At 65.3% G+C, this 13,280-nt stretch carries 10 protein-coding genes and 1 pseudogene; 5 read left to right on the top strand and 6 right to left on the bottom strand.

Annotation, left to right across the window (positions count from 1 at the left end; translation table 11 throughout):
- Positions 1–104 precede the first annotated feature (104 nt).
- Positions 105–854 carry an SDR family NAD(P)-dependent oxidoreductase gene (locus tag B5D62_RS04860; RefSeq protein WP_085932656.1) on the top strand — a complete coding sequence of 250 codons (750 nt, stop codon included), beginning with the start codon at positions 105–107 and terminating at the stop codon, positions 852–854.
- Here B5D62_RS04860 and B5D62_RS04855 read toward each other — a convergent pair.
- Complete coding sequence (locus B5D62_RS04855) at positions 840–2,141, bottom strand: SGNH/GDSL hydrolase family protein (protein ID WP_085932655.1); 1,302 nt, start codon at positions 2,139–2,141, stop codon at positions 840–842. The genes B5D62_RS04860 and B5D62_RS04855 overlap by 15 nt on opposite strands.
- Before the next feature lie 69 nt (positions 2,142–2,210).
- Complete coding sequence (locus B5D62_RS04850) at positions 2,211–2,918, bottom strand: hypothetical protein (RefSeq protein WP_085932654.1); 708 nt, start codon at positions 2,916–2,918, stop codon at positions 2,211–2,213.
- 107 nt (positions 2,919–3,025) lie between these two features.
- On the opposite strand from B5D62_RS04850, the gene B5D62_RS04845 reads away from it, so the two are divergent.
- Both B5D62_RS04845 and B5D62_RS04840 read left to right on the top strand, forming a co-directional pair.
- Positions 3,026–4,504 (top strand): hypothetical protein, encoded by a 1,479-nt coding sequence (locus B5D62_RS04845; protein ID WP_085932653.1) that lies wholly within the window; start codon positions 3,026–3,028, stop codon positions 4,502–4,504.
- 1 nt (position 4,505) lies between these two features.
- Entirely contained in the window at positions 4,506–5,765 is a 1,260-nt protein-coding gene (locus B5D62_RS04840) for an MFS transporter (protein WP_085932652.1), read from the top strand.
- On the opposite strand, the gene B5D62_RS04835 is transcribed toward B5D62_RS04840, so the two are convergent.
- Both B5D62_RS04835 and B5D62_RS04830 read right to left on the bottom strand, forming a co-directional pair.
- Positions 5,680–6,618 carry a division plane positioning ATPase MipZ gene (locus tag B5D62_RS04835; protein ID WP_231714717.1) on the bottom strand — a complete coding sequence of 313 codons (939 nt, stop codon included), beginning with the start codon at positions 6,616–6,618 and terminating at the stop codon, positions 5,680–5,682. The genes B5D62_RS04840 and B5D62_RS04835 overlap by 86 nt on opposite strands.
- Positions 6,615–8,726, bottom strand: a complete 2,112-nt coding sequence (locus tag B5D62_RS04830; protein ID WP_085932651.1) for a molybdopterin-containing oxidoreductase family protein — start codon at positions 8,724–8,726, stop codon at positions 6,615–6,617. Before B5D62_RS04830 ends, B5D62_RS04835 begins: the two co-directional genes overlap by 4 nt.
- A 59-nt stretch (positions 8,727–8,785) precedes the next feature.
- Between B5D62_RS04830 and B5D62_RS04825 the strand changes: the two genes are divergently transcribed.
- Entirely contained in the window at positions 8,786–10,420 is a 1,635-nt protein-coding gene (locus B5D62_RS04825) for an AMP-binding protein (protein WP_085932650.1), read from the top strand.
- A 392-nt stretch (positions 10,421–10,812) separates the two neighbouring features.
- Here B5D62_RS04825 and B5D62_RS04820 read toward each other — a convergent pair whose 3' ends face one another.
- Positions 10,813–12,567, bottom strand: coding sequence for an ABC transporter transmembrane domain-containing protein (locus B5D62_RS04820; protein WP_085932649.1), 1,755 nt, complete (start codon positions 12,565–12,567; stop codon positions 10,813–10,815).
- Positions 12,564–12,869, bottom strand: coding sequence for an iron donor protein CyaY (gene cyaY, locus B5D62_RS04815; RefSeq protein ID WP_085932648.1), 306 nt, complete (start codon positions 12,867–12,869; stop codon positions 12,564–12,566). Before cyaY ends, B5D62_RS04820 begins: the two co-directional genes overlap by 4 nt.
- Before the next feature lie 141 nt (positions 12,870–13,010).
- On the opposite strand from cyaY, the pseudogene rpmE reads away from it, so the two are divergent.
- Positions 13,011–13,223: pseudogene (gene rpmE / locus B5D62_RS04810) on the top strand (50S ribosomal protein L31); the annotation flags it as partial.
- Positions 13,224–13,280: the final 57 nt, after the last annotated feature.

The raw sequence follows: 13,280 nt of genomic DNA, 5'->3' as shown, positions 1-13,280 counted from the left end.
GATCAAAAATCCAACTCCGTCTCCAGTCCACTGGCCGCGCTGCGGCGCGACACTCTAGTATCGGTGCGGTGTGGGTACAACGCGGAGCGCTCGAAGGTTATCCCATGAAGAGTTTCACCAACATTGTCATCACGGGCGCTTCGAGCGGGATCGGCCAGGCTCTGGCTCTCGATTACGCCGCACCGGGCATCGCCCTGGCCTTGAACGGCCGGGACGACGAACGACTCCGCGCCGTCGCCGAGGCCTGCCGCGCCAAGGGCGCTTACGTCGATGCGCGAGCCATCGATGTCACTGACCGTGAGGCCCTTGCCGCGTGGCTTATGAATTTCGACGACGACCATCCGGTCGACCTGCTGATCGCCAATGCGGGCGTATCCATCGACAAGGACAACTCGTCGCTCGACGACTTCTCGACCGTGCGCAACACGATGGCTGTCAATATCGACGGCGTCTTCAATACGGTCGAGCCCCTGATCGGCCGCCTTATGGGCCGGAAGCGCGGGCAGATCGCCGTCGTTTCCTCGCTGGCTGCATTCATCGGCCTGCCCTACTCGGCATCCTACAACGCCAGCAAGGCCGCCGTTCGCGTCTGGGGCGAAAGCATCCGCTATGTGCTGAAGAAGGACGGAATCGGGGTCAGCGTCATCTGCCCGGGCTTCGTCACCACGCGTATCACCGCCGATGCCCCTTTCCCCATGCCCTTCCTGATGTCGGCGGAACGGGCTTCGTCGATCATTCGCCGCGGACTGGCCCGTAACAAGGCCCGCATCGCCTTTCCAATCCCGACCAAGGCCGCCGTGTGGTTCGGCGGCCTCCTGCCTGGCGGTTGGACAGCCCGGCTAATGGGCGCCTGACGAACGCTGCTTTTGCTTCGCCATCATCGCCGTCAGTTCGGAATAGACGTGATCGGCGGCGATGCCGACACCCTTCTCGGTCCAATGCGCGTCGATCATGCGGTACGTGCCGGACACGCCCATGAAGTCCTGGCGCAAGTCGACGAACGGGACATCGGTGTGGGCGAGCGCCTGGGCAAGCTTCTGGTGCCAGACGTCAGTCAGGATGTACCAGCTGTAATAGCGCGGCCAGGGCTTCCAGAAGTCGACGAAGTCGGGGGCGACGCTGGCATTCGGAATCAGGAACACGCGGAGTGGGACATGGTGCTCGGCTGCCAGATTCTGCATGGCCTGCAACCACGACAGGGTCGCTGAGATTTCGCCGTCGGCCTTGTACTTCTCCGCATCCTCAGGCGTACGGATCGTTGCCTGGTTGTCCTGCCGAACTTCCGACGCCACGATCAGATTGAGCAGCCAGCCCATCAGATATTCCTCGTCATGCGGGCGCTTCTCGAAGGCCGCCCAGAAGCGGTCGCCGCCACGGGACAGGATCTCGGTAAGCTTCTGCTCGCTGAGGTCCGGATAGTAGTATTTCTTCACGTGCTCGACGGTGGCCGGGATGCGATCGGCTGCCGGTCCATGGGCGATCGCATAGAGCGTGTCGAACTCGCCAGGAATCGGTTTGTTTCCGCGCAGGAATTCCGACAGCCGCAAGCGGTTGACGAGCAGCCAGTTGGTGCGCGGCATGATGCTGCCCAGGATCGATCCTCCCGGCGATTCATCGACCAGGGGCGGAATCAGGCTGCCATAACCGGCATCGGCGCCCATGAAGTCGTTGCCGGAGAAGAAGAAGACCAGCAGCGCATCGGGAGAGAGGGCCAGCGCCACATCCCGCATGCGGTAGTAATAGCTTCGGGGATTGGTGGCCGAGATCCCGAGATTGACCGCCTCGAACCCCTTCACGCCGTGCTCGGTCGCGCGTTCTTCCACCGCAGCCGGCAAGGTCTGCGGGTTGAGCGCGAATTCGACGAAACTGTCGCCGACGAAGACGCTGCGGAACGATACATCCGCGGGCTTCGCGAGAGAGTGCTCGCGATCGTTCATGCCCCAGGAATTGAACGGCTTGCCCATCCACGGCTTGTCGGTCAGGGCCTTCATGGTCGTATCCATGTTGACCGGCGGAATGGTCCGCAAGGCGCGCGCCGGCCAGGCCGGCACGTAGAAGCTGGCCAGGGCCTCGATTCCGGCCAGGGTCACCACCGTCAGGATCAGGCCGTAGACGACGGCAAACCAGCGCGTCTTCTTCATATCGGCGCCACTTCGGGGGGAGCGTTCAAAAGGATCGGGACATCCGGAAGAGGCGCGGCGAGATCCATCTCACTTCATCTGATTTGTCAGCAGCGCGGCGGCGCCGCCCTTCTCTTTACCATACTTCAGGAGCGCGTCGCGCCCGCCCGCCGCATAAGCGGCGACGGCCCCCAGCAGCCGCTTGAGCTGCTCCGGACTGTTGCGGTCGAACCGACCGTATGCGCCCCGGGTCAGCTTTGCGATCTGCGGGAAGAGCCGGGAAGCAGTGCGATCGTTTCCTTCCTGGAACACGAAGACCGGCAGGCCGAGCAGGCCCAACTGTCCCGCCTCGTGGCCGACCTGATCGACATCCTCCTCGCAGCAATCGCCGACAAAGACCGCAGCATCGAGCCGGCTCTCGCGCCGCTGGTCAGCAGCATAGCGCAGCAAGCGGCCAATCTGTGTCCGTCCGGCAAGGCAGCGCACCGAGCCCATCAACCGGGCAAGCTCCCGCCCGTCCGACGTCCAGCGGCTGACCTTCAATTCATCGAACCCGCGATAGAAGGCGAGGCGGACGTCGAGACCACCCAGCGCCTCGGCCGCCACGAACATCTCTCCCTGAATGCCGCAGGCATGATCCCAGGTCGGTTCGCGGCTTGCCGTCGCATCCATGGCAAACAACAGCCGGCCGCGACCCCCGCTGCCTCGGGACGCGGGCAATCTTCCGACCTCGCGCACAAAGGCATCGACCGCACTGGCATCCGTCGAAACGGCTGGTGTCTTGCGTTCATCGGGCATTCTTTGACCCTTTCCTGCCTGTCGAATATGGTGCGCGCCGCTCGTGGACGCCATGAGCATGAGAGCTTCCCGGGAGACGTTTTCTGAAAGCGACCGACCTACTGCTGGTGATCACCTCGATCCTCCTCAGCACGGTCGTTGCCGAGGTCGTCGTGCGCGGGATCGACGGATTGCCATTGTTTGCCGTGCCGTTGCCCGAGGGTGTCGGCGTTGCCGCGACCAGCCAGCAGCGCGACGAAATCCCGCTGGCCTCCGGAGTATCGCGGGACTGGTTCTTCGACGATCCGCCGCCCCTGCCGAACCGGACGGCCACGCGTGAAGACTGGCAGCGCCTGTTCAACGATGTGCGGAACCATCCGGCGACGTACGCCCCCTTCCGGCCTGCGGATATCTTCAAGGCTTGGAATTCCGTCTTTGCCGGCGATCCTTGCAGGAACAGCTTCCTCAAGCATGCGCCGGGAATGCTGTATCTTTACGATCCGCCCGACGAACGGCGCGTACCGCCCTATCGCTTCCTGCCGGACGTGACGACTCCCCTCGGCCTGGTCACCAACCAGATCGGATGGCGCGGACCGCCGATCGTCGAACCGCGGGCGCCGAACACCATCCGGATCGTCTTCGTCGGCGCGTCGACCACCGTCGATGGCCACCACCTGCCGTTTTCATATCCCGAGTATGTCGGCTACTGGCTGAATGTCTGGGCCAAGGCGAAGAAGCTGAACGTGCGCTTCGAGGCGCTGAACGCCGGCCGCGAGAGCATCACCTCGACCGATATCGCCGAGATCGTGCGGACGGAAGTGGTGCCGTTGCGGCCTGATCTCGTTGTCTACTACGAAGGGCACAACCAGTTCTGGCTGCCGACAGTATTTCCCGACATGCCGCAGAACGGCGACATCGTGCGGCCGACGCTGCCGATCGAGACGCCGCCCTCCTGGCTTCTTGCGGCCACACGCTTTTCCGATCTCGCTCGACGCATCCAGGCGGCCATCGGCTATACCGGCAGCAATCTCGATGGCCGTGAATGGCCGAAACCCGATTACAAGATCGTCATGCCGGCCGGCCTCGACGAGAAGAATCCCGATATCGCCGATCCGCGCCTGCCACTGCACCTCGATACCATCCTGCACGATCTCGATCAGATCCGCGGCGATCTGGCGGGAATCGATTCCGAACTGGCCCTGAGTTCTTTCGTCTGGATGGTGAAGGACGGACTCGTGCTCAATCCGATCCGCGACAAGTACATCCTCGAAGACCTGAACATCAGCGAATACCCGGCGCGCTATCGCGACATCGTGCGGCTCGCGGCATTCCAGAACCGGGTGTTCGAGAAATACGCGGCCGAGCATCACCTGCCCTTCATCGATGTCGCCCACGACATGCCGCTCGATCCGACCCTGTTTCAGGACGCCATCCACAATACGGCGGGCGGCGTGCGAACACGGGCCTGGGTCGTGCTGCAGTACCTGATCCCGGTCGTGGAGCGGCATCTGGCAAGCGGTGCCTGGCCCAAGCCGCTGGCGAAGGATCCGCCGCCCCTGCCGACATTCAAGCCGCGACGCATCGAACTCGACTGCAAGCCGGGATGACATGACCGCGAAAGCACAGACGGCCACCGCGCTATTCCTGCGAGTCTTTCTGCCCTTCGCGTTCGTCTATTTCCTTTCCTACATCGTGCGCGGCGTCAACGCGGTCATCTTCCCGTATCTCGAGCGCGACGTCGGCGTGACGGCGGAAGATCTTGGCTTGCTGACATCAGCCTTCTTCCTGTTCTTCGCCGCCTGCCAGCCGATGCTGGGCGTGGCGCTCGACCGTTATGGGCCGCGTCGCTTGCAGTCGACCTTGATGGCCGTTGCAGCGCTTGGTGCGATCCTGTTCGCGCTGGCGACGTCGCTGTCCGGCCTGGTCCTGGCGCGCGGGCTGATCGGCCTTGGATTCGCCGGCGGGCTGATGGCCGCCATGAAAGCCATCACCATCTGGTATCCGCCGCGCCGCTGGGGACTGATCACCGGCTTTCACATGATGGCCGGCGGAGCCGGTTCCATGGCCGCGACCGTGCCCGTCGAATGGTCGCTGTCGGTCGTGACATGGCAGGGCCTGTTCTTCTGGCTGGCGGGCATTTCCCTCTTCGCCGGCGCGTGGCTGTTCGTGGCCGTGCCCGAAGGTTCCGCTCCGACCGCCTCCGGCACGTTGCGCGACCAGTTCCGCATCACGCGGGTGATTCTGACCGACTCCTATTACTGGCGCATCCAGCCGTTGCTGTGCCTGCAGCAACTCACCTTCATCGCTTCCGTCTCTCTCTGGATCGGGCCATGGCTGCGCGACGTCGGCGGCATCGCCGACAAGGGGGGGCGCGCCGATATCCTGCTCTACACTTCCGCCGCGATGACGCTTGGCTTCGCCGCCAGCGGTCTCGTCGCCGACGCCTTGCGGCGGCGCGGCATCAGCGACCTCGCTTCCACCAACGTGGTGACGCTGCTGTTCGCGCTCGTCGTCGGCTGGCTGGCGTTCCTGCCGCCCGACCATCCGACCGTCGCATGGATGCTGTTCGGCTTCCTCGGCGCCTATCCGATCCAGTACTTCCCGCAACTCATCGCGTCATTTCCCGGAGCCTATGCCGGACGCGTCAGCACCAGCGTGAACCTTCTGGTGTTCGTGGTGATCTTCTTCGGCCAGTGGGCCATGGGAAAGGTCGTGGGCCTGTGGCCCCAGACGGCGACGGGCTATGCGCCAGATGGCTACGCCTGGGCTTTTGGCTCCCTGTTCATCCTGCAGCTTGCGGCTCTGCTGTGGCTGCTTCTGTCACCGGGGCGTCCAATGACAAGTCACGCAGCGGCGGTGGCAGATTGAGCGACGCCACGAGGTCACGCACCTCCTGCCGTGCCGCGACGTGGCTCAGGGTCAGCGATGGGCCGCCGCCATTGCCGCCGCGCTTGAGATCGAGCAGCGTCAGGCCATTCAGGAAGAGCTCGCGGTAGATCACGCGCTCACTGAGGCCCGCCGCGACGCGGAAGCCGATACGCTTGGCCAGAGCCTCGATCACCGTCCCCATGTCGCGCTTGTTGCGCGCGGCCAACGACGATAGGCGATTGCGCATCACAATCCAGTCGACCGGGCGGCCGCCCTGGATGGCGCGGACCTGGCGCTGCTTCCACACCGCCTCGGCATAGACCGAGGGACGCACGATCTTCAGCGTGTCGGGATCGACGCGCGCCAGCAGATCGAGATCGATGAAGCTGTCGTTCAGCGGAGTCAGCAGCGTATCGGCCCAGGTATGGGCGAGGCGCGACAGGTGCGTGTCGCTGCCGGGTGTGTCGATCAGCACGAAATCGGCGCTCAACAGCGGCGGCTCGAGCGCGTCCTCGAAGCGGGCCTGCTCGTCGGCTTCCGCCGCGGCGCGATCGGACAGGGTCGAGGGCATGACGGCGGCATGCACCGGCATCGGCAGCTCGATATTGCGGCGCCGGGCGTAGGCGGCCCGATTCTCGACATAGCGGCTGAGCGTGCCCTGTCGCGCGTCGAGATCGAGCGTCGCCACCGAAGCGCCCTCGCTCATCAAGGCGACCGCGATGTGAAGGGCCGTCGTGGACTTTCCCGACCCACCCTTCTCGTTGCCGATCACCAGGACGTGGGCGCGTCCCGGCACGCGCTCGACCTGGGTCTGCGTGATGCTCGGATTGACCGCAGGCTGGAACACGCTCACGGGAGCTTCCGGATCCAAACGGCGGTGTCGTGGAACACCGCGCCACCATTGGGCCAGCCCGGATCGGCCGACGTCACGGCGTTGATGCCGATGCCGGTCTCGAAATTGCGATTGGGCCAGATACCTTCGACCACCACGACGCCGCGCTGCTGACCGGCCTTCGGTTTTGCGTGGACGATCGTGCTGCCGCGTTCGTTGCCGAGTTCGACCCGGTCACCGTCGGCGATTGCCATCGCCGCACAATCCTCGGGATTCATCATCGCGGTCGGCCTCACCTCGCGCTTCTGGCTCGAGGGCGTCTCGGTGAAGGTGGAGTTGAGGAAGGTGCGCGCCGGTGCCGCCACCAAACGGAAGGGCTTGTCGGTCGTGGCGTTATCGATGACATCAAAATGGTCGGGCAGGCTCGGCATGTCCCTGCCGCGCGGACCATAGGCCGACCAGTCCGGCTTGAAGCGGAACTTCTTGTCGGGCCAGGCGAAGCCGTCGAGGAAATGCGAGGTCTCGAAGCCGAGATGGAAATCCTGCCCGCCGCTGCGCCAGTTGGTCTCCGCGTCCCACATGCCGGAGGCCTTCAGTGATTCGTCCATGATCTCCCAGACCGTCATCTCGAAGCCGCGATGCGTCGCGCCCAGCCGCTTGGCCAGTTCGCTAATGACATAGTGGTTCTCGCGGCACTCCCCCGGCGCTTCTACCACCTTCTTCGTGACCTGGAAGTAGGTATGGCCGCTGGCTGTGTAGAAGTCGTCGTGCTCCAGGAACATGGTCGCCGGCAACACGATGTCGGCATAGGCCGCCGTCTCGGTCAGGAACTGCTCGTGCACGCAGGTGAACAGGTCCTCGCGCTTGAAGCCCTTGTGCACCAGTTCGAGCTCGGGGCAGACCATAGCCGGGTTGGTGTTCTGGATCAGAAGCCCCGTCACCGGCGGGCCGTTCTTCAACGCCTCGCGATCGCCGGTCAGGATCGGCCCGAGCCGCGACTGGTCGAGTTCCCGGATCGACGGATCGATCAGGTCGTGGCCCTCGATCAGGCTCTTGCTGATCGGATACATGCCGGTATGGCCATAAAGGGCGCCGCCGCCCTTCGCCTTCCACGCGCCCGTCACCGCAGGCAGGCAGGTCACCGCATGCATGTTCGCCGCGCCGTTGCGTGAACGGCTGAAGCCGTGATGGCAGCGGATGAAGGCGGCCTTGGCCTGACCGTACAGGCGCGCGAAGGAAACAATCTCCTCGACCGGCAGGCCGGTGATCGCGGCGGCCCACTCCGGCGGACGCTGGGCGACATGGGCCGCCAATTCGTCCGGCGCGTCGGTGTAGCGATGCAGATAGTCCCAGTCGGCGTAGCCTTCCTTGAAGAGCACATGCATGACGCCGACCGCGAGCGCGCCATCGGTGCCGGGCCGCACCGCCAGATGCATGTCGGCCTGCTCGGCCGTGCCGGTGCGATAGGGATCGATCACGACCAGCTTGGCGCCGCGCTTCCGCGCGCGCATGGCATGGGTCATGACATTGACCTGCGTGTTGACCGGGTTGCCGCCCCAGATCACCACCAGATCCGAGTGGTCGTCGATCTCGCGCAGGTCGGCACCGCGCTTGGCGCCGACGCCTGCGATCCAGCCGGTATCGGAAAGCGCCACGCAGATGGTCGAGAACCAGCGCGAGTATTTCATCGCATGGCGCAGTCGGTTGATGCCGTCGCGCTGCACCAGTCCCATCGTGCCGGCATAGTAATAGGGCCAGATCGTCTCGCTGCCGTATTGGCGCGCCTTGGCGATGAACTGCTCGGCAACGATGTCGAGTGCATCGCTCCACGAAATCTCGGCGAACTGCCGTGATCCCTTCGGCCCCACCCGGCGAAGGGGCTTCGTCAGGCGATCGGGATGGTGGATGCGCTCGGCATAGCGCGCCACCTTCTCGCAGATGACGCCGGCGGTGTAGCTGTTGCGCTGCGAGCCGCGGACGCGGCCGATTCGTGTCGGCGACAGCCGCTCCACCTCGAGCGCGCAGGTGCTGGTGCAATCGTGCGGACAGACGGACGGCACAATGGTGATGCCCGTCTCGGCGCCCTTCGCGCGCGTCGCGGGAGCGTGGGAATGATCGTCCGGGCTCATGGCGAAAAGATACTCCCGCTGGCTTGGGATGGTCCACCTGCCATAGAGTGCCGCCCGCCATGATCCCTCGCGGCCTTTCCTACGACGAAGCCATGCGTCGCTTCCGCTGGCGCATCCCGGAACACCTGAACATCGGCCGGGCGGTGTGTGAGCGCCATCCCGCCGACACGCTGGCCCTGATTGTGGAAAACGCCGACGGCAGCGTGCGCAACTGGACCTTCGGCCAACTGCTGGCCGCCAGCTCCCGGCTCGCCAACGCCCTCACTGACAAAGGCGTCCACAAGGGCGACCGCGTGGCGGTGTTCCTGAGCCAGGGCGCTGAGCTCACCATCGGTCATCTCGCCGGCTATCGCCTGGGCGCCGTGGTACTGCCGCTCTTCACGCTGTTTGGCGAAGAGGCGGTCGAGTACCGGCTGGCGAACGCCGAAGCCTCGGCGATCGTTACCGATCTCGCGCAACTGCCGAAGGTGCTCGCCGTGCGGGAGCGCTTGCCGCATCTGAAGACGGTCATCGTGATCGGCGCCGGCGCTCACGGGCAGGACTTCTTCGACTGGGATCTTCTGCTGGCGAGCGCATCGGATCGCTTCGCGACGGTCGATACGCGCGCGGAAGATCCGGCGCTGCTGATCTATACGTCGGGCACCACCGGCCAACCGAAAGGCGCCCTGCACGCCCATCGCATGCTGCTGGGCTCGATCCCGCCGGTCGAGCAGTGGCTGAGCCATTGGCCGCAGGGCAACGAGGTGATGTGGACGCCGGCCGAATGGGCGTGGATCGCCGGCCTCTACGACGCCCTCTTCCCGGCCTGGTACTATGGCACGCCGGTGGTGGCGCACCGTTTCGCCAAGTTCGACCCGGAGCGCGCCTTCGCCCTGCTGGCGCGCCACAAGGTCGGTGTCGCCTTCATTCCGCCGACGGCGCTGAAGCTGATGCGGCAGGTGGACCAGCCGCGCCAGCGCTGGACCTACGATCTGCGCGCCGTCAGCACCGGCGGCGAGGCCATGGGCGAGGAACTGCTGGCCTGGGGGCGCGAGACCTTCGGCACCACGATCTCCGAAGGCTACGGCCAGACCGAGATGAATCTCATGCTGCTGAATTCGCCGGACTGGTTCGAGGTCCGACCAGGGTCATGCGGCCGTGCCTGCCCCGGCCGAAAGGTCGCGATCGTCGACGAGGCCGGCAATGTCCTGCCGCCCGATGTCGAAGGGCAGATCGCCGGCTGGCGGCACGACCCCATCGTCATGCTGGAATACTGGCGCAACCCCGAGGCGACGGCGCGCAAGTTCGCCGGCGACTGGCTGTTGACCGGCGATCTCGGCCGCATCGATGCGGACGGCTATGTCTTCTTCAAGAGCCGCGATGACGACGTCATCACCTCGGGCGGCTACCGCATCGGCCCGGGCGAAATCGAGGAGTGCCTGATGAAGCACCCGGCGGTGGCGATGGTCGGCGTGGTCGGAGTACCGGACAAGGTCCGTACCGAGATCGTGAAGGCCTTCGTCCAGCTCCGCTCCGAGATCCCGCCGACCGAGGCGCTGAAGACCGAGCTGGCGGACTATGTGAAGAAGCGCCTCGCCGCCCACGAGTATCCGCGCGAGGTCGAGTTCGTGACTGAACTGCCGCTGACGACGACCGGCAAGATCCTGCGCCGCGAACTTCGACGCCTCGATGCCGAAGGCAAGGCCGCCCGCTGACAGGAGGCCGTCCAGCCCGCCGTCCCAAGGGGCTGGGACGGGTTCGAATACGATGCCGACAGGTTTTTGGCGGCGCTGTCCCGCCGTCCCGCCCGTCCCGCTGTGTCCCGCGTGTCCCTAAAACAGCCCGAGAAGCGTCTGGGCGTTGCTGTCGGTTCCGTTGCCGATCAATGCCAACAAGCCGATCAGCGCGGCCGGCCACCAATCCGCAATTCGGCTTAGCCGATTTGAATAAGTTATTGAATCGATTGAGGAAGAGCGCAGCGAGAGTCGAGCGAACATGGCGGACCCAATATGTGGTCGATGTAAAAATACGACTGAAATATGGCTCGAACGATATCCACCAGTGATCTGAAATTCAACGATATTTTCAGATCACTTAAAGTGCAAACTCAGCTGGCGGCAGCCGACAGGTTGAATTGCAATTCGGCAAGCCGCGCATAGAGCCCACCCCGTCGGGCCAGTTCGGCATGCGTGCCGACATCGACCACCCGGCCCGCATCCACCACGGCGATCCGATCGGCCTTCTGCACTGTCGCCAGTCGGTGCGCGATCACCAGGGTCGTCCGCTTGTGCATCAGCGCATCCAGGGCCTGCTGCACGGCGAGCTCGCTCTCGGCATCGAGGGCGCTTGTGGCCTCGTCGAGGAGCAGCACGGCCGGATCGCAGAGAAGCGCCCGGGCAATGGCGATGCGCTGCCGCTGGCCGCCCGACAGACGCACGCCGCGCGCCCCGAGATGCGTGGCGAAGCCCTGCGGGAGGGCTTCGACGAAGCCCAGAGCCGATGCCGCCTGGGCCGCCGCCCGCACCTCGGCGTCCGACGCCTCAGGGCGTCCGTAGCGGATATTGTCGGCGACCGTGGCGGTGAACAGCATGGGTTCCTGCGGTACGATCGCGAACTGGCGGCGCAGGTCGGCCAACCGAAGATCGCGGATGTCGACCCCATCCAGCCGAATCGTGCCGGCCTCGGGATCGTAGAACCGTAGCAGAAGATTGAAGACCGTCGTCTTGCCGGCACCCGAGGGGCCGACGATCGCCACGGTCTCGCCCGACGCCACCGAGAGATCGAACCGCTCCAGGGCCAGCGCGTCGGGCCGCGTCGGATAGCGGAAGGAGACCTGCTCGAACGCCACGGTCCCTTTGACCGGCTGTTGCAGCGTCTTCGGTGTCGGACTTTCCAGGATGACGGGCTGCTCGGCCCGCAATTCGGACAGGCGCTCGGCGGCACCCGAAGCCCGCTGCAGATCGCCGATCGTCTCGCTGATCGCGCCGCCCGAACTGGCCACCAGCACGGCATAGAAGACGAAGGCCGACAGGTCGCCGGCGGTGATGCGCCCGGCAAGCACGTCCAATCCGCCGATCCACAGCAGGAAGCCCACGGCGGCGAAGACGATGAATATCACCAGGGTCGTCATGATGGCCCGGCGCGTGATGCGGCGGACTGCAGCGGTGAAGGCCAGTTCGGTCGCCTCGCCGAAATGTCCTGCCGCCCGTCCCTCCTGCGCGAAAGCCTGGACGGTGCGGATGCCGTCCAGCGTTTCCGCCCCGTCCGATACCATGTCGGCGATGCGCGCCTGCGCCGCCCGCGACAGCGCCCGCACCTTGCGCCCGAAGATGATGATCGGCGCCACCACGACCGGCACCACCGCCAGGACCAGCGCGGCCAGCTTGGGATTGGTGATGACGAGCATCGCGATGCCGCCGATGCACATCAGGGTGTTGCGCAGGGCAACCGAGGCCGAGGAACCGATTACCTGCTCGATGAGCTGGGCATCGGACGAGATCCGGCTCATCACGTCGCCGGAACGCTTGATCTCGAACCAGGCCGGCCCCAGCCGGATGACGTGCGCGAAGAGGTCTCGACGCAGGTCCCCAACCACCCGCTCGCCGAGCCACGAGACGAGATAGAAGCGCGCGCCCGAGGCGATTGCCAGCACGCCAGCCACGGCCAGCATCGAGGCCAGCGCATAGTCGAGCACCGCCGGCTTGCCTTCGGCGAAGCCGCGATCGATCAGGGCGCGCAGGCACGCGCCGAATGCCAGCACCGTGCCGGCGGCCACGATCAGCGACAGCAGCGCCAGGGCGACCCGGCCGCGATGCGGCCGGAGATACGGGGCAAGAAGCCGAAGGCCTGCGAAACGGTTCATTCCGGATGCCACTCCAGGGCAACGCCCAATTCGGCCGAAAGGATCGCCAAAAGATCGCTGCCGCCGCGCGTGTCCGCCCAAAGGCCGGACTGGGTGTCGAAGGCAAAATGGCGGGCGCCGCTCTTGGGCGAACTCAGCCAGACTTGCCTGGTGGGTGCATGTTTATTGACGATCCAGGTCCCGTCGGGCCCCTCGACCGTCAGCACGCCGCCCTGGCGCTCGGCGTCGGCGTGGTCGCCGATCCCCTCTTCCAGGGCCTCCAGAAGGCTGTCCGCGAGGTTTTCGAAGCTGGTGTCGGTCATGATGGGGCGGTCTACAAGCCTGCGACTGGCCCGACAACCGGGCTTGTGGACACACCCCCGGGCCGGTATAAGCCGCGCCCTGTTGCCTGAATCTTGGCCAGGGGCCGGTCGGAAATCGGTCCTGGAGCGCTGGAGAAGCCTATGAAAGAGAAGATCCACCCCGACTATCACGAGATCACCGTGACGATGACCGACGGCTCGTCGTTCAAGACTCGGTCGACCTGGGGTAAGGAAGGCGCGACGATGCGCCTCGATATCGACCCGAAGACCCACCCGGCCTGGACGGGCGTGCGCCAGTCCATCGACCGCGGCGGCCGCGTGCAGCGCTTCAAGGACCGCTTCGGCATGACCGGCGGCGTGGGCGCCGGCACCAAGTCGTCGGGTGCGAAGCCCGAGGCGACGCCCGCTAAG

This window comes from Enhydrobacter aerosaccus (genome assembly GCF_900167455.1).
GTDB classification, from domain to species: Bacteria; Pseudomonadota; Alphaproteobacteria; order Reyranellales; family Reyranellaceae; genus Reyranella; species Reyranella aerosaccus.
Note: the sequence above shows the minus strand (reverse complement) of the source record. Positions and strands in the feature narration are given on the sequence as shown.

Coding starts and splice junctions, on each gene's coding strand:
- B5D62_RS04855 (WP_085932655.1), bottom strand. CDS start 2,141: ATGAAGAAGACGCGCTGGTTTGCCGTCGTCTACGGCCTGATCCTGACG.
- cyaY (WP_085932648.1), bottom strand. CDS start 12,869: ATGACCGACACCAGCTTCGAAAACCTCGCGGACAGCCTTCTGGAGGCC.
- B5D62_RS04840 (WP_085932652.1), top strand. CDS start 4,506: ATGACCGCGAAAGCACAGACGGCCACCGCGCTATTCCTGCGAGTCTTT.
- B5D62_RS04850 (WP_085932654.1), bottom strand. CDS start 2,918: ATGCCCGATGAACGCAAGACACCAGCCGTTTCGACGGATGCCAGTGCG.
- B5D62_RS04860 (WP_085932656.1), top strand. CDS start 105: ATGAAGAGTTTCACCAACATTGTCATCACGGGCGCTTCGAGCGGGATC.
- B5D62_RS04825 (WP_085932650.1), top strand. CDS start 8,786: ATGATCCCTCGCGGCCTTTCCTACGACGAAGCCATGCGTCGCTTCCGC.
- B5D62_RS04830 (WP_085932651.1), bottom strand. CDS start 8,726: ATGAGCCCGGACGATCATTCCCACGCTCCCGCGACGCGCGCGAAGGGC.
- B5D62_RS04820 (WP_085932649.1), bottom strand. CDS start 12,567: ATGAACCGTTTCGCAGGCCTTCGGCTTCTTGCCCCGTATCTCCGGCCG.